The following is an 18,294-nucleotide window of genomic DNA, read 5'->3' as shown; positions in this document are numbered from 1 at the left end:
ATTCGATTTAGTCGTTTAGGTCTTCCCAAAGATTAGGTAGAAATCTATAATATAAGAGATGACGCCAAGTAGACCAGTCATGTCCACCATTTCCTCCATCATAGTATTCGTGTTCTATGTTGTGGTTGTTTAGTGCATCTACGAGTCCTTTCACCCTTGCGTTGAAAAAGCCTTCCGCTTCCTTGGTTCCTTGACCTACAAAAAGATAATCGACCTTGTCATTGACTTTTGGATCATTTAAAAAAGCTGCCAACGAATTTTCTGCATCGGTATCGCCAGCGCTAAGAATTCCAAAGTTTGCAAAAAGATCGAGCGACCTAAAACCGATGAACATGCTGTGACGACCTCCCATGGACAATCCGGAAATGGCCCTTCCTTGAGGAGATTCTACCGTACTGTAATTTTTATCTACTATTGGAATCACATGGTTTCGTAACTCCTTTTCAAAAATATCAAAAGTCAGTTCAGCATGCTCAGGATGATTCCGATGAATGACCTGATTGTTGGGTATGGCAATAATCATTGGTTTTGCCTTACCTTCTGCCAAAAGATTGTCCATAATAAAATTTGCCCTTCCATCATAAATCCAATTGGATGGTAGTTCGCCACTTCCTCCTACAAGATAGAGTACTGGATATTCTTTACTGGAATCATAGCCTGGAGGGGTATAGACATATAGTTCGCGTTCGCCTTTGGTCACATCGGAATGGTAGACATGACGGGTAACATTTCCATGAGGTACGTTCTTGGCGTCATAATACGAAGGTTCGTCACCATGAACAACCAAAGTACTGTATGGTGGCATGGCCGTAAAAGCTGCCTGGGTATTGTTGGGGTCGGCTATTTGCGCACCATCAATCCTAAAATGATACGAATACATATCTACCGGAAGTGGGCCAATGGTCAAAGACCATACCCCATCATCACCTTTGGTAAAAGGGATAGGCTCTCTTCCCTTGCCCAAAGCAGTGTTGATGGCACCTGGGTTCAATACCACATTTTGGGCATCGGGAGCTTTTACCCGAAAAGTAACGGTGCGGTCATCATGAACTTCAGGAGAATTTACCGCTGCGCTAAAAGGAATCAACCCTTCCTTATCTTTCTGGGGGTTATAGTCCAAGTTGACATTCGCTTGCTGACCAAAGCCAAGGGCTGCAGTTAACAGCAGAGCCGAGGTGAAAATTTGTAAATAAAAATTCTTAAAATTCATAGTAGTGTATTAAAGTTTCATCGCCTGCTTCAATTTTTAAAAATTAGCTGGGCAAATTCATAAAGGCTTCTACGCCAAGTCAACCATTCGTGGGCTGTCTTGGGCGATTCGTAAAAGGTGTAGTCAATACCTTGTTTGTCCAACATGTTCTTGAAGGCGCCAATAGACCCGGGAAAAGGGTTTGGTTCTTTAGTACCCATGCTCAAAAAGAAAACATGCATTTTTTCATCAAGCGACGCACCATCATCAAATACCCCATTCAAGAAAGTAGAAGTATCAATGGCATCACTACTGGGGTAGTTGGAAGTACCGCTGAAACCTCCGTAAGAAGCGAAAGTATCCAAGTTGTTCATGCAAATGCGCATAGTTTGGTTAGCTCCCATGGAAAGTCCGGCAATAGCCCTTTGTGTACGGTCCGTTTTGGTCCTGAATTCAGCATCGATCATGGGAATGATTTCGGTCATCATTACTTCCTCAAAAGCGGAGGAGGGTCTGCCACCGGACTGACTTTTTTCCAATTCCTCCGGTCCGTAAGCATAGCCGTTATCCATGACGATAATCATCGGTTCCGCTTTATTTTCGGCTAACAGATTATCCAAAATCAGATTGGTATGCCCTTGGGAGGCCCATCCCGTTTCGTCCTCAAAACTACCATGTTGTAAGTAGAGCACAGGATAGTGTTTGTCAGTTTCAGTTAGATACCCTGGTGGAGTATAAACAAAACAACGTCTCCATGACTGAGTAATTTCCGAGAAATAGATTTTTTCCGAAACCAGGCCGTGAGGTACGTCTTTAAGGCCATAAATTTCTTTATCGCTTGCAGGTATTTCAATACCGCTTCCCCATCTGCCTGCGCCGTAATAATATTTGGTGCCGGGATCAGGAACGGATGCCCCATCCACATTCAGTTGATAATAATGAAAGCCTTCATCTTGCGGTTCGGATTCCCCGGTCCATAGACCGTCTTCATTTTTGACCATCTCATACTTAACCCCTCCGATATCCAAACGGACATCGGTGGCATTGGGAGCCAAAAGCTGGGTGCGCACTTTTCCTTCGGAATTGACCTGCGGAAACTCTTTTCCGGGTTGGTTGGTCACCGATGGTTGATACCCATCACTGATTTTGGATTGGGCAAAACTGTATCCAAATCCAAATAATGTGATGAGCGCCAGTGTAAAAATGCATTTTTTCATGTGTTCTCGGAATTAAGCATTTTACTTGGTAAACAACAAAGGGGCCATTTCTTTCAAACTGCGACGCCATGTCTGGAATTCGTGGGCCGTGCCTTCAGAAATATAGGATGCCACTGGATAACCGGCCTCTTTTAATTTTTCTGAAGCTTCCTTTATGCGCTCTGGACGTTCCTTACTGCCACAGCTTAAAAATATAAGTTTCACATCTTCTTTGTCGACATCCTCGGGAGCGTAAGTACCACCACTTAATAAGCCGTAATATTCGAATACATCAGGCTTGTTCAAGGTAATCATCTTCGTTTCCATACCACCCATGGAAAGTCCCGCCATTGCCCTATGCGATGCATCGGCTACGGTACGGAAATTTTTATCCACATAAGGAATCAGTTCATCCACCATTACGGTTTGAAACGGGGTGATGTCAAAATTCCGAAGTCCCCCGAACTTGATTTCGTTCGTCATTCCGTAGGTCATTACAATGATAAAAGGTTCGATTTTACCCTCGGCAATAAGATTGTCCATAATCAAATTGGCATGACCTTGGTTGCTCCATGCGGTTTCATCCTCGCCCCAACCATGTTGCAGGTATAATACCGGATATTTTTTGTTTGAATTTTCGGCATATCCGGGAGGTGTATAGACAAATGCTCTTCTTGATGTGTTCGTACTGGGTGATGGAAATAAGATTTGTTCCACCTTACCATGAGGAACATCTTTTAACGCATAGAACTCTTGGTCATGGGCAGGAATTTCTATACCGCTTTCCCAGCGTACAGAACCGTAATAGTTCTTGGCTCCCGGGTCGTTGAACGTTCCACCATCCACGTTCACATGGTAGTAATGAAAACCTTCATCCATAGGTCCTTCGGTAGTGCCCACCCAAAAACTGTCTTCGCCTTTTTTCAATTTGGTGCCCCCTCTGCCACCTAGGCCTAAACTGACCCTTACGCTATCCGCAGCAGGTGCCTCTATTTTAAAACGGGCATAACCTTGGGAGTTTACCTGTGGATATTCCTTTCCCGGTTGGTTTTTTGTAGAAGGTTTGAAATCCTCAACTAAAGTTTTGTTGTCCTGGGCGATTGCCAGAGTGCCTACTACTATGGTAATCAATGTTAAAATTCGTATTTTATTTTTCATTTTCTTATTGAATTGGTTTTGCATTGAATTTTCAATCTAACTCGTTTTTTATCCTAAAATAATCGAAGTCTACAAACCCTTCAGCTTCATTGGTAGCGTAATTGAAGAGTCCAAAACGGTATCCCATAAAGTGGGGAAGGGTATATGACATTTTTAATTCCGACCCTATTCTTTTCCAATTTTTGTTATCCAAACTATAGTAAAACCAAGCCACGTCCTTTTTGTCCGTAAAATCGCAGCTTGCTTTTAAATACAGCTTTTTCTGGTCGAGAGGAAGTTCCTCTACTATTTTTTCACCTTTATCGTTTCCCAAGACCATGACAATCTTCTTTTTGCCCATCTCACGGGTCACACCGACCCAGCCGTAGTTTTTTTGAAGAAGCGCCAATCCGGCGTTGTCACCATCCTTCATGCTGGAAACGTCTATGGAAGTAACGCCCTGACAAACTGGGCCAATCGTTCGTTGCGTAAGCGTATTTCTGGTATCCACCAAGGTTTCGTCCGTTCGCCCTGTGGTCAATCGTAAAAAACCTTTACGGTCCGAAAGTGACCACAAACTGTCCACAGGATTATGGTTCCACTGCCAAACCAATGGAAGTTTAGGGTCATTTTTTTTACGTTTGAATTCATCCGATGCCACAATATTCGGAATCAATCCTTCGCTTGGAGGTAAGTCTAATTTTTCAGGTACTTTTCCATCTAAGCCCAATATAGGCCAGCCATCTTCCCATTTGACGGGAACTAAATAGGGTATCCGCCCCATGGAGCCATAATCCCGAAACAGGTAAGAAAACCATTTGCCCTCCGGAGTGTCTATCAGTCCACCTTGGGCAACTCCTTTGTCCTGTAGCGCAAGTCTACCTTCCCAAGGACCGTTGATATCGTCAGCCCGATGAATTAATACGGTGCGCATGCCGCCTCTTGGCCAAGTAATGTTGAAGAGATAGTACTTTCCGTTGATTTTAAATAGTTGTGAACCCTCCGCACCCAACATGATATTGTCACCTGCCGGGGCACTGGCATTTTCAATTAATACCCTTTCCGTTCCTTTTTTTACCCCGGACAAATCGTTTTCAAGTTCGGCAATCATCAATTTTCCGGCGCCCCAAATCATATACACCTTGCCATCATCATCAAAATGGACCGTCAGGTCATGATACGAAGGTTCAAAGGCCGTTTCTTTCCAAGGACCATTTTCTATATCCTCAGTAGAAAAAACATAGGTTTTTCCAGTAGTAGCAGCAAACGTGAATACGTAAAATATTCCATTATGGTATCGTATACAACTGGCCCACGAACCCCTGCCATAGGCATTTTTCCCGTTTTCTAAATTGAGGTCGTCCACTTCACCGAGTCGGTCATAGGCATAGTTCACCAATTCCCAATTGACCAAGTCTCTGGATTTCATGATAGGAACCCCCGGACTCAAATGCATGGTGGTACTGCTCATATAGTACGTGTTTCCTACACGCACCATGGATGCATCCGGTACATCCGCGAATAAAATGGGGTTCTGTGCTTTTTGATCTTGGGCATAAATAGAACACTGAAGCATCAGTAAAACGAGCAAAATAGTATAGGAGTAAAATCGGTTCATGCTTACTTCTTCATTATAAAGGTGTATGTCCTTCCTTTTTCAGTTTCCAAATCGTACAGCAACGTATTTTCCAATTTTAGGTTTTCCAAGGTGGCCTCCTTGGAAATGATTGGTGTTGCCGTTTCGGCTACATAAAAGAAAGGGTTCGGATTTTCGCCTTCCGCTTTTTTTAATGTTCCTGTTCCAATCAATTCTATGGCATTTGGTACTCTAAGTCGAAGGTTTCCTCCTAAATTCGATTTAATCGAAGCGACCACCAAATTTTTATCTTTCCATTCTAAACTGACCAATTCAAAATCGCCCCTAGCTTTTAATCCGCCAACATAACCGTAAGCAAGGGCATCCGGGACCGCAGGAAGCAAATGAACGGTGCCGTCCGAACTTTGCAACAACATTTCCGAGATACCGGAGGTACAGCCAAAATTTCCATCTATTTGAAACGGAGGGTGCGCATCAAAAAGGTTGTTATACGTACCACCGCCACCTTGATTAATGCCAACTGGGGTCAACTGGTCTTTAATCAATTTATAGGCGTGATTGCCATCCTGCATTTTGGCCCACCAGTTCACTTTCCAGCCCATGCTCCAACCCGTAGATACATCTCCACGTTGCAGTAATGTATTTCTGGAGGCAGCGAATAATTTGGGGGTCCTGTACGGTGAAATCTGATTGGAGGGAAAAAGTCCATATAGATGGGAAATATGTCTGTGTTTATCCTCCGGAGAATCCACATCATCCAACCATTCCTGCAATTGATTGTATTTGCCAATTTGCATGGGAGGCAATTTAGTTCTTATGTTGACAAGGGAATCTGAAAAATCAGAGTCTACACCTAAGATTTTTGAAGCTTGAATCGCGGTACTAAAAACATCGAAAACCAATTGGTTGTCCATGGTGGAGCCCGCCGTAATCGATGACCCTTGATGAGCTTCCGGGGCGTTTTCGGGAGAATTCCCTGGAGCGATGACCAAATAGGGATAGTTGGGATGTTGTACTAAAAAATCGGCGTAAAACTCTGCTGCACCCTTTAAGGCGGGATAAATCGATTTTAAAAATGAGGTATCCCCGGTATATAGATAGTGCTCCCAAAGGTGCTGGCTCGTCCATGCCCCACCACCGTTCCAAATGCCCCAAAAAGCACCATCAATGGGTCCTGTCGCTCGCCAAATGTCCGTATTGTGGTGTGCCATCCATCCCTTAGCACCGTACATAACTTTGGCGGTTTCTTTTCCCGTTTCCGATAGTTCTTGCACCATTTTAAGAAACGGTTCATGCAGTTCGGAGAGATTGGTACGTTCCGTAGGCCAATAGTTCATTTCCGCATTAATGTTGATGGTATACTTACTGTCCCAAGCCGGTTTCATACTTCGGTTCCATATGCCCTGAAGGTTGGCTGGCTGTCCGCCCGGTTGTGAGGAGGAAATTAAAAGATACCGACCGTATTGAAAGTATAGGGCAACAAAAGAAGGGTCGTTCGTATTCCTGAAATTAGCCAACCGCTCATCCGTAGGTAATTTTGAAGCGTCCGTAGTACCTAAATCCAAAACGACCCGATTGAACAGAGTTTGGTATTTTTTAATATGGTCCGACTTTAATTGCTCATAATCTTTCTGAAAAGCATAGTCCAAATAAACTATTGCCCGTTCCTTTTCATCACCGCTCAAATCATTATACAAATTAAAATTAGTGGCAATGGAAACCATCAGAATAGCCGAATCGGCCTTATTAACAGTGATGGAGGAATCGCTTTTAGTAATTGATCCGTTATCGGTTTTTAAGCGCATCAAGGCATTAAATTCTACTTTTCCTTCCACGCCCTCATGGTCGCTCGTTTTACCCCAAAGTGAAAGTTGATCGTCTCCTTGGGGCTCTATTTGTGGTTCAAGATGAGGTGAAGTAAAGTTCGAGGTAAAAGAAATCTTGCCTGGTTGGTCTGCTGAAAGTTTGATGACCAAGACCCTGTCGGCCAAAGAGACAAAGGCTTCTCGAGTATAGTTTATACCATGTACTTTATAAGTGGTTTTACTCGTTGCAGTACTGATGTCCAAATCTCTATAGTAGTTCTCGAATTTTTCATGACCAGGAAAATGGAGTTCTAGATTCCCAACAGGCTGAAACATTTGTCCTTGGGACTTTTTAGACATTATTTTTTCGTTCGCCAATTGCTCGGCGGCTTTATATTCTCCGTCGAAAATGAATTTTCGAACCTCTGGCAGTGCTTCCAAGGCATTTGGGTTATCGTTTCTATTTGGGCTCCCACTCCACACCGTATGTTCGTTCAGCTGAAATATCTCTTTTGGTACATTGCCATAAACCATGGTGCCTATACGGCCATTTCCAATAGGTATGGCATTTTCCCATGTTTCCCCGGATGGTTCATCATACCATAGTTTCAAGTTAGATGGTTCTTGCCCTAAAAGCATGAAGGGAATGAAGAAGATGACGAAATAAAAGAGTCTTTTCATAATGGTCAAGTGGGAGATAAAGAAGTACGATTCAATTTAAGTGTTGAATATACACATATTTTTTATTTTCAAATCAAATTTTTTTCTAAACAAAATCATTTATCTGCCTATCCTAAAAATATAGGGGAAGTACATTTGCCCATTCCTAGCAAACAGAAGATTGGAGTCCATTTAAAATAGATGTAAACCTTGTTGCCTTTCTTGGAAACCATTATTAAGAATAATTAAAACAGGGAAGCATAATATTTATACTGTTATTCTTTGAATATTTAAGAAAGAATATTAAAACGTGTATGGGAAATTAATGTTATTCTTTTTCCTGGAAACCTTTGTAATTTTTTATAATCAGAATCCTTGTTACTAGAAATTATTTTTTTGACACGATTGAGAATATGAAAATATTTAATTATTAATATTCGAATACTCGCTGTTATTTTAAGTCATATATATCATATAACCAATAATTTAACATTATTTCTATTGGGGTTGCAACATTATTTTTAGTAAGTGCATCATATGTTTTATAGTTTATTTGGCTATTCCAATACATTTGACAAAAGGATTTTTTAGTCAATTTCCAACAACAAATTTTAGCACGGGATTAAAGCTAACTTAAACTAATAATGATTATGAACAAACTTAAAACGGCATTTATAGCAACGCTCTTATTAGGTGTGCAATTTGCATTTGCCCAAACTTTAACCGTTACGGGTACAGTAACCGACGATACAGGAACACCTTTACCCGGTGCATCCATATTGGTAGCAGGTACAAGTAATGGAACTCAAACCGATTTTGATGGTAACTATGCTATTTCTAATGTTCCTTTTAATGGAACTTTGGCTTTTAGTTACATTGGGTTTCAATCACAAAATATTCAAGTGGATGGTAGGTCCACTATCAATTTGGTTCTTGTCGAAGACGCAGAAGCCTTGGATGAAGTGGTCCTAATTGGATATGGTACGCAGAAAAAAGAGTCGGTAACCGGAGCGGTTTCCACGGTTTCTTCAAAAGATATTGTAGCCTTGCCAGTAGTTAGTTTTGCTGAGGCACTACAAGGACGTGTACCTGGAATACAAATTAACAATTCCGGTGGTCCCGGAGTAGATCCGATTGTACGTATTCGAGGAATTGGTTCCATTAGTTTTGCGTCAAGTCCCCTATATGTTGTGGACGGTTATCCTGTAGGGGGTTTAGGTGATTTTGACAATAATGATATAGCTTCAATTTCTGTTTTAAAGGATGCCAGTTCTTCTGCTATTTACGGTTCTAGAGCTGCCAATGGGGTTATATTGGTTTCTACAAAAAAGGGGCGGCCAACAAATGGGGTAGAACTTAATTACAGAACATTCAGTGGATTTGCAACGGCTTCCAATAAATTGGATTTATTGAATAGGGAGCAATATCTTGAGTTTGGTAGGGAATTATTGGACAATGCCGGTGCTACTTACCCTTCCCGTTGGAGCGAGCTGAACACACCTATTTATCCTGGTGCAACCCAAACCTATGCAGAAACGGATTCGGATTATCAGGATGCTGTTTTTACGACAGGGATTACCACACAGCATCACCTAAGTGTGCGTGGAGGTTCGGAAACGTCTAGGGTGTATGCTTCTTTTGGTTACTTCAAGCAGGACGGAATCATGTTAGGAACCGGATTTTCCAGATACAATTTCAGGGTGAACTCAGATCACGATGTCAATAAGTGGTTGACCGTTGGGGAGTCATTGACCATTTCCAATGGAGAAAGACTTAATGAAGCTGAGTTGGGAGGTCGTACTCAAATCCAGAACATAATCAGGGGTATACCTTATATTCCACTAAGGGATCCTACATTGCAAGGAGGACTTAGGGCTCCTGATGGTGCCGATGGTACCGATCCTGAAAATCCTTTGAGGCCAGCAGTTATAGATAGGAACACGAATTCCAATGTCAGGATATTTGGTACGGCTTATGCGAATATTAAACTTTTTGATGGTTTGGATTATCGTTTCACAGCAGGTATCGACTGGAACAATTTTAGAAACTTGCAATTACAACCTATTTATTTTGATGGTTTTGCAGGTAGAACGGAAAATATTACTATCGACCAACAGAATACCTCCACGGGAAATTACTTTTCCAATCAGTTGAACTTTGCAAAGACCTGGGGTAATCATAACATAGATGCAATTGCGGTAGCTGAACGTCAAGATTTTGATATCTACACTATAACTGGAAATGGACGCCGTCTAAGCAACGATTTGAGTGTTCTCCAAGGAACCCAGGCCCAGACAGTTTCCGGAACGGAAGGATCAAACGTGATTTATTCCTTTTTGGGAAGATTGAATTATGATTTTGGAGGACGCTATCTTTTAAGTGCCTCCTTAAGAAGGGACGGTTCGTCTAAGTTTTCTGATGGTTTTAAGTGGAAAACTTTCCCTGGTATTTCTGCTGGTTGGAATATAGCACAAGAGCCGTTTATGGAAGGCGTTGAAAACTTATCCGAATTAAAAATTAGGGGTAGTTGGGGACAAGTTGGTTTTGAAGGCATAGGCGATTATGAAAGTCAGGCTGGTATATCAACCAACACCAACGCGATAATAAACAATGAAGAAGTGCAAGGAGCCTTCTTTAACCGTTTGGCGAACCCAGAATTGGAATGGGAGGTTACCACCATGACCAATATTGGTCTGGATTTGGGACTATATCAAAACAGAGTGCAATTATCTGCAGAGTGGTATAAAAGGACAACGGACAACCTGATTTTGAATGTACCTATTCCGGCTTCCCTTGGATTTGCTGGAAATACCATTGCAAATGTCGGGGGAATGGAAAACTGGGGATTAGACTTTAGCACCTCTTACTACTCAAAACCAGGAACGGATTTTCAATGGAACGTTTCAGCAAATGTTGGACTATTCAGGAACGAAGTAGTGGCTCTAGCTACCGATTCTGGTAGTATTTTTGGAGGTCAGAATGCAGATGCTGGAGGATTTGACATAACCCGTACGGCTGTTGGGGATCCTATTCAATCTTTCTACGGATGGAAAGTTGAGGGTATTTTTCAAAGCCAGGCTGAAATTGATCAGTACAATGCATTGGATGGTGACGCATCAACGCCTTACCAAAGCAATGCAGCCCCAGGAGATCTTATTTTTGAGGATTTGGATGACAGTGGTGATATTACTGCTGAAGACCGTGATGTACTTGGAACCTTTATTCCTGATTTTAGCTATGGTTTAAATTTTGATTCCTCGTATAAAAACTTTTATCTTAACATGTATTGGTATGGTAACCAAGGTAACGATGTCTATAATGCTACTCGGGTTTATACAGAAGGTGGTTTGAGGTTGTTCAATCACGGAACACAAGTTCTTGACGCCTGGACTCCATCAAACACGAATACCAACATTCCAAGAATGGTAAATGGAGATCCAAATCAGAATACTCGAACTTCTGATCGCTTCGTTGAAGATGCTTCCTTCTTAAGATTGCAGAACTTAAAAATTGGTTATAGGTTTCCACAGGATTGGTTGGACAAAGGTTTGGCAGGACTCAGTAATTTTAATATTTATCTTTCAGGAAACAACTTGCTTACCTTCACAAAATATCAAGGGTACGATCCTGAAATCGGTGCCAGAAATAACAACCTCAACATACAGGGTGTAGATTATGGTCAATATCCAAGACCTCGAACAATCCTGATAGGATTGGAACTAGGATTCTAAAAATTGTTAAAAAAGAAAGTAAAATGAAAAACATGAAAAATTTTAAACTCATTATTGCTGTGGTTGCGGCATTTCTCTTTACCCTGTCATGCGGGAGGGAAGATTTGGACGTAACTAACCCGAACGAAGTGGTAGTTGCTACCTTTTACAAAAACGGAAATGAATTAAGAAATGGCGTCTATTCTATCTATGCATCTTTGCAGAGCCTTCAATTGTATGCCAGAGAATATTTCTTTCTCCATGATTTAAGGGGAGATGATAACAAAGCGGGAGGAGGTCAGCTGGAAACCCCTAGAAACCAATTGTTGATTGGTACAAATGATCCTGGTAATTCAGTTGCCAGAGATGTATGGACTGGACTATATGCCGTTATTTTAAGGTCTAATATTGTTATAGAGCAAGGACCAGAGGTAGAGGACATCAGTGAGAGTTTGCGAACTGCATTGATAGCAGAGGCAAAATTCACAAGAGGATGGGCTTATTTCGAATTAGGTAGTTTGTGGGGAGGAGCTCCTATTTATACTACTTACGCATCTACTTTTGAAGATAGCGCTCCAAAATCCTCCCAAGAAGACGTATTGGCGCAGGCTATTCAGGATCTTAGGGATGCGGCGGCCGGTTTGCCCTTAGCATCCAACACAGAGCAACAAGGACGTTTTTCAAAAGGTTCGGCCCAAGCTATGTTGGGACGTGCCTTAATGTTTACAGGGGATTACGCAGGTGCTAAAAATGCTTTTGACGCCATTGTGGATTCGGGAGAATACGCTTTAGTTGATGAGTACGACGATAATTTTCAAGAAGAAAACGAATATAATAGCGAGTCCATTGCAGAAATTGGTTACGCCAATGTTGGAGGATTTAACTGGGATGGTACCGGTGACGGTGTAGGAAATGAGCAAAGTGTAAGAACACAAGAATATTCTGCTGTAGGATGGAGAAACTTAATACCTTCAGAAGGACTATTAAATGAGTTTGAACGCACAACCAAGGGCGATGCCAAAGACGATCCTCGTTTCGCAAAGAGTTTTTATACCTTAGGAGACACTTTTAATAATGGTGAAAGCGTTCTGACCGATGTTCAAGGCGAAGAAACTACTTTTGAGGGTGTTACTACTAAAATAAGCTGGAGAAAATATTCACTTATGTACAAAACAGATCCTGGAGGATTCCTTACTGGCGGAATTAATATGAGAGTGATTCGCTATGCGGAAGTACTTATCAATTTGGCGGAATGTGAATTGGAATTAGGCAACTCCTCAAGAGCCATAGCACTATTGAACCAGGTGAGAAGTAGGCCCAGTGTTGATATGCCTCCTTACCCTACAGCTAATTTTCCAGTAAGTAATCCTACAGAGGTTATGGAAGCCATAATCCATGAAAAAAGGGTTGAATTAAGTTCTGAACAAATTAGGAACAGGGATATATTAAGATGGAGAAAAGAAGGTAAATTGGCTACCGATCCCATTTCCCATTTTACTCCAAAATTGGAACTACTTCCAATACCACAAGGTGAGATTGATAATAATGCCAATTTATCAGAGGCCGATCAAAATCCTGGTTATTAGAAGTTATAAAGATTTGAGTTAGATTGAGTTAGTTTGTATTGGTGCCAATGCCCTATAAGGGTTTTGGCACCTCTCTTTTTATCATTGAACATATAATTTAGTATTTTACTGCATGCGAAAGATTATCGGTATAATATCATTTTTATTCTTAGTGGCCTGCGATACCAAGGAAACCGCTCCAACCATGTTTGACATGGTTTCCAGTGAACATTCCGGACTTACTTTCAGCAATACGATTACCGAAAACGAAACATTGAATATTCTCGACTACGAGTATCTGTACAATGGGGGCGGTGTGGGTATAGGTGATTTCAATTCAGATGGTCTTCCTGATATTTTTTTTACGGGCAATATGGTAACTAGTCGAATTTATCTTAATCTGGGTGACCTTCAATTCGAGGATGTAACGGAATCTTCCGGAATTAAAACCAATGCCTGGTGTACTGGTGTTTCCATAGTGGATATTAATAATGATGGAAAGGCTGACATTCATATTACGACCGCTCATGATCTTTCATTAGGCAATACCGAAAATTATTTCTTCATTAATGAAACCGAGACCCAAGAGAAGGTAAAATTTAGGAATCTGGCAAAAGAGATGAATTTGGCCGATACATCCTATTCCGTTCAGGCCGTTTGGCTGGACTATGATCAAGATGGTGATCTTGATATGTTCTTGGCCAATAACTCCAAGGAAGAGTACCCAAAGAACAATCCCTTTGGGCAAAAAAAGGATGGCCGTGGAAAAAGTACGGATCGCTTGTTTCGAAATAACGGTCCAGATGAAAATGGTATTCCCATTTTTGAAGATATCTCCCAAGAAGCTGGTATTACCATAGAAGGATGGTCTTTGGGGGTCACGGTCACCGATATTGATCAAGATGGTCTTCCAGATATATATGTGGCGAACGACTTCTTATCCAACGATATCCTTTATGTAAATAATGGTGATGGTACATTTACCAATAAAATCAATTCCTTTTTTAAGCATCAAAGTCATAACAGTATGGGAATGGATGTAGCCGATATCAATAACGACGGCGAACAGGATGTTTTGGTCCTTGATATGCTTCCTGATGATAATCTGCGAAAAAAAACAATGTTTTCGGACATTCCATCTGATCGCTTCAATACCTCTTTAAATGTCGGATACCAACCGCAATATGTTAGAAACGTACTTCAGATAAATACGGGTGCAACAGGATTCAGCGACATAGGTTATTTTGCCGGGGTGGCCGAAACCGATTGGAGCTGGTCCCCCCTGATTGCAGATTTTGACAATGATGGCTTACGCGATATTTATATAACAAACGGATACCGTAAAGATATTACCGATATGGATTTTGTGGATTTCTACAATTCCATGAACACTTTTGGCTCCATTGCCGACCGTGAGGCCAGACTCAAAGAGCAATTGAATACCATGAAAGGGGTGAAAAAATCCAACTTTTTCTTTAGGAATAACGGTGCAAATGAATTTACCGATGAAACCGAGAATTTTGGGCTTTCAAGGCCTTCGTATTCCAATGGTGCCGCCTACGCAGATTTTGATCAGGATGGGGACCTGGACCTAGTGGTCAACAATATCAACGACAAGGCTTTTTTGATTGAAAACCAACTCAACAACCGAGGAGAACAAACAAGGAATTATTTAAGAATTGCCATGGCCCCAAATGCCGAACACTTGGGTGCGAAAGTATGGGTGTATTCTAGTTCTGGGCTGAAATATGGGGAATTTTATCCTCAAAAGGGTTATTTGTCCTCATTTGAGGCAGCTCTCCATTTTGGTTTGGGTCGAGACACCAGGGTAGATTCCCTAAGGATACTATGGCCAGACCAAATGGAATCTCATTATATAAATGTGGAGATCAACCAAATGATACAACCAGAAAAACAACCTAATGGAGCCAAAAATGTTCCAAAAAATACAAAGAATACTCCTCTTAAAGGACCAAGCACCTTAAATGGTATTACCTATTTTCATCAGGAAAATCTTTTTGATGATTTTAAAAAATGGCCCTTGAATTTTCGGGGCTATAGTAAACCCGGGCCAATTCTCACATCCGGAGATGTAAATGGAGACGGTTTGGAAGATTTTTTTGTGGGCGGCACAGGGAATAAGGAAGCAATCCTTTACGTACAAAACCCCATTAATGGTTTTACTGCGCGCCAATTTCAAAATTCAAGTGAAGAGATAGCTCCGGAGAATTCAGGTGCAAGCCTTTTTGATGCGGACAACGATGGCGACCTTGATTTGTATATTGCTAACGGGAGTTCTGAAAATTATGCGCGTCCAAAGTTATACCAAGACCAACTTTATATAAACGATGGTCTTGGTAATTTTAAAAGAAGTATGGATGCTCTACCAAGAATAGCATATCCTACCAACACCGTGGTTCCATTAGATTTTGATAATGATGGTGATATGGACCTGTTTGTGGGAGGACGCCTAGATCCCAATAACTTTCCTTTTTCACCAAAATCTTATGTTCTAGAGAACAACAACGGAACCTTTAACGATGCCACCGATAAAATTTCACCCGAACTACGCTTTCCAGGTATGATAACGGATGCTGTTGCAAATGATATCGATAAGGATGGGTGGATGGATCTTGTGGTTGTTGGGGAATGGAGCCCTATTCAACTGTTTCTCAATAAAAAAGGATATTTTGAGCTAGACGTTAGCAACAATGGTCTTACCTATACCAATGGTTGGTGGAATTGCATAAAAGCGGCCGATTTTGACGGCGATGGGGATACCGATTTTGTAGCGGGAAACTGGGGATTGAACAACCCCTTTCATGCTAGTGTTAAGGAACCAATGGCGCTATACGCCAAGGATTTTGACAATAATGGCTCTATAGAGCCTATAATGACTTACTTCGTTCAGAATAAAGAGTACATTGTACCGCCTAGGGGTACATTAATGAAGCAACTTCCTGTCATCCGAAAAATGACCAAAAATTATGAGGATTATGGAAAAAAGACTTTCTCCGAACTCTTTGACAAGAAAGACATTGACGAAAAAGGTATATTCAAAGCGTATGAACTGGCTTCGGTGTATATAGAAAATCTGAGGAATGGAAGTTTCAAAATCAAACCTCTGCCACAAGAGGTGCAATGGTCACCCGTTTTTGATTTTATGATAACCGAACTCAATGGAGACAATAGACCCGATGTATTGGCGGTCGGTAATTTTAGCGATACCGAAGTTCTCACCGGACACTATGATGCCGGTAATGGCAACGTTCTACTAAATACGGGTGAGGGTAGTTTTAATGGCCTAACTACCGGTCAAAGCGGTTTTGCAGTTCCTGGAGAAGCACGGTCTATCTTAAGATTGAAGACGAAAGCGGGTAGTGAAGTTTTTGTTATCGGCCTTCAAAATGACAGTCTTCGGGTCTTCACAAAAAGAGAGTCACTTGCTAAAAAACCTCTATTACCCTAATGACTGGCTTGAAAGGGCGAGGCAGGCAAACCTTCTTTGTTATATAGATTTGGATTGTCCGGATTATCCGCCCACGCATATCGGACGTACTTAGGGTCTTTAATTTCGTCGTTCCATACAACGATTTTATCATCCATTATCCTTGCTTGGGCCCAAACGAACTTTTTATCGGCACCCGCAATGGCAAATTCACTAAGTGGTTCACCGTCTTTAGCAATCAAACCACCTCCAACATGAGAAAAGGATACGGTAATTTCACCGTTGGAAATCTCATGGCCTTTATATATAGGTCCCGAATGAACGATTTTTTCATCATAGGCTAATTTCAAGGCGGCTAGGGCCATGCGTTCGCCCACATCTTTTTTATTATCTGGGTGGATATCGTTCCATTCCCCCAAATCTATATTTACGGTTATCGCCGTATTGGGAACAGTCAATGCGGCCAACTGTGATTGTCTTAGTTCGGCCCAATTACTTTCTTCGGGCAAATAGTTTACTTCCATGAAATTAGGCAGCTGTGCATAGATAAACGGTAGATTGGGTTCATTGAATTTGTTACGCCAATCTGAAATTAAAGTGCGCAGTAAGTCATTGTATTGTTCGGGATTACGGGAATTACTCTCACCTTGGTACCAAAGCATTCCTTTTAATGAAAGCTGGGTATAAGGTGCCACCATGGCGTTAAAAAGTGCAGCAGGTTCATTCTGGGCATTTATAGGTCTGGTTGCGACAGCCGAAGATTCCTGCAAGGGAAAGACTTCACCTACTTTATACTCCCAATAGCCTTTTAAATCGACGGTGTCCGTTTCGTTAAAAAGATAATAGGGCTTATCAGGAACAAACCCGCCCTTTCCGCTAAAATTGGTCACTTTTATAACGAATACATTTTTGCCCGTTTTTAAAACATTTTCGGGAACCGGATACCTCCGTTGGGGATATTGATAGGTGGTATGACCAATTTTTTGACCATTGATAAACAGTTCGTCGGCATCCACGATTCTGCCTAAGAAAACACGAGCTACTTTTCCGGCCATCGATTCAGGAAGCTCAAATTCCCTGCGATACCATACTACTCCATTTAAATTTCGGATGCCCTGATCTTCCCAATAACCTGGAATATTAATTTTTCGCCAATCTTTGGGCTCAAAATTAGGGTTGTACCATTCAACGGGACCTTGCAAGCCCTTATCAGAAGGTTCTGAATCTGCTTTTCTAGCAATATTATTTCTGATATTTCGGCTATTTAAATAGGCTGTATCCTTATTTTTATGGATGACCTCCAATATTTCTGGAAAATCCTTGAACCCCTCAGCACTGGTCCAAGCCTCGATGGGTGTACCACCAACGCTGGCGTTTATCAACCCGATAGGTATGCCATAACGTTCATAGATTTTTTTGGCAAAAAAATAGGCCACGGCAGAGAAGGGTCTGATTTCATCCGATACGGCAACTTGCCATTCCCCTCCTTTAAAATCTTGTGTAGGACCGGTAAGACTTGTCTGGGTAGGAATCTTAAAATGCCGAATTTTTGGATAGTTGGCGTTGGCTATTTCATCTGCATAGGTGACATCATGAATATTTAGTTGATGTACCATATTCGATTGTCCCGCGCATAACCATACATCTCCAATTAGAATGTTCTTTAACTCGATTTTGTTTATCCCATTAATTTTAATAGCGTAGGGGCCACCGGCTTTCATTTTGGGGAATTCAACCGCCCAAGTCCCATCAGAAACTGCGGTTGTATTCCGATTTTTTCCATTGAGGGATACCTTTATCTTTTCTCCTTCTGTTGCCCAACCCCAGATTTTTATGGGTGCGTTGCGCTGTAGCACCATACTGTCGCTCAATATTTGAGGAAGGGAAACCTGGGCATGACAATTAACGCCTAATAGAAAGTAACCAAGGAGTAGGAAATGATGTAGTTTGAATTTCACAATATTGAAATATTTTGGAATAGAAGGTT

The 18,294-nt window shown here is 41.5% G+C and carries 9 protein-coding genes; 3 read left to right on the top strand and 6 right to left on the bottom strand.

Annotated elements, in window-relative coordinates; all coding sequences use genetic code 11:
- Positions 1–7: 7 nt before the first annotated feature.
- From PP182_RS02090 to PP182_RS02070, 5 genes are read right to left on the bottom strand one after another with little or no spacing between them, the layout of a single operon-like run.
- The gene (locus tag PP182_RS02090) at positions 8–1,210 is read right to left on the bottom strand and encodes an esterase (protein ID WP_272649672.1); all 1,203 of its coding nucleotides are present in this window, start codon (positions 1,208–1,210) and stop codon (positions 8–10) included.
- Between the two features lie 29 nt (positions 1,211–1,239).
- Entirely contained in the window at positions 1,240–2,406 is a 1,167-nt protein-coding gene (locus PP182_RS02085; protein ID WP_272649671.1) for an alpha/beta hydrolase-fold protein, read from the bottom strand.
- Positions 2,407–2,427: 21 nt separating this feature from the next.
- Positions 2,428–3,543, bottom strand: a complete 1,116-nt coding sequence (locus PP182_RS02080) for an alpha/beta hydrolase (RefSeq protein WP_272649670.1) — start codon at positions 3,541–3,543, stop codon at positions 2,428–2,430.
- A gap of 31 nt (positions 3,544–3,574) precedes the next feature.
- Positions 3,575–5,140, bottom strand: a complete 1,566-nt coding sequence (locus tag PP182_RS02075; RefSeq protein ID WP_272649669.1) for a glycoside hydrolase family 43 protein — start codon at positions 5,138–5,140, stop codon at positions 3,575–3,577.
- Positions 5,141–5,142: 2 nt separating this feature from the next.
- Positions 5,143–7,605 (bottom strand): glycoside hydrolase family 95 protein, encoded by a 2,463-nt coding sequence (locus PP182_RS02070; protein WP_272649668.1) that lies wholly within the window; start codon positions 7,603–7,605, stop codon positions 5,143–5,145.
- A 629-nt stretch (positions 7,606–8,234) separates the two neighbouring features.
- Between PP182_RS02070 and PP182_RS02065 the strand changes: the two genes are divergently transcribed.
- The 3 genes from PP182_RS02065 (at position 8,235) to PP182_RS02055 (ending at position 16,328) form a co-directional block, all read left to right on the top strand.
- Complete coding sequence (locus tag PP182_RS02065) at positions 8,235–11,315, top strand: SusC/RagA family TonB-linked outer membrane protein (protein WP_272649667.1); 3,081 nt, start codon at positions 8,235–8,237, stop codon at positions 11,313–11,315.
- 32 nt (positions 11,316–11,347) lie between these two features.
- Positions 11,348–12,880 carry a RagB/SusD family nutrient uptake outer membrane protein gene (locus PP182_RS02060; protein ID WP_272649666.1) on the top strand — a complete coding sequence of 511 codons (1,533 nt, stop codon included), beginning with the start codon at positions 11,348–11,350 and terminating at the stop codon, positions 12,878–12,880.
- 112 nt (positions 12,881–12,992) lie between these two features.
- Positions 12,993–16,328, top strand: coding sequence for a VCBS repeat-containing protein (locus PP182_RS02055; protein ID WP_272649665.1), 3,336 nt, complete (start codon positions 12,993–12,995; stop codon positions 16,326–16,328).
- Here PP182_RS02055 and PP182_RS02050 read toward each other — a convergent pair.
- Positions 16,325–18,265 carry a sialate O-acetylesterase gene (locus tag PP182_RS02050; protein WP_272649664.1) on the bottom strand — a complete coding sequence of 647 codons (1,941 nt, stop codon included), beginning with the start codon at positions 18,263–18,265 and terminating at the stop codon, positions 16,325–16,327. The genes PP182_RS02055 and PP182_RS02050 overlap by 4 nt on opposite strands.
- Positions 18,266–18,294 lie beyond the last annotated feature (29 nt).

It is taken from the genome of Maribacter sp. PR1, assembly GCF_028464145.1.
GTDB lineage: Bacteria > Bacteroidota > Bacteroidia > Flavobacteriales > Flavobacteriaceae > Maribacter.
Note: the sequence above shows the minus strand (reverse complement) of the source record. Positions and strands in the feature narration are given on the sequence as shown.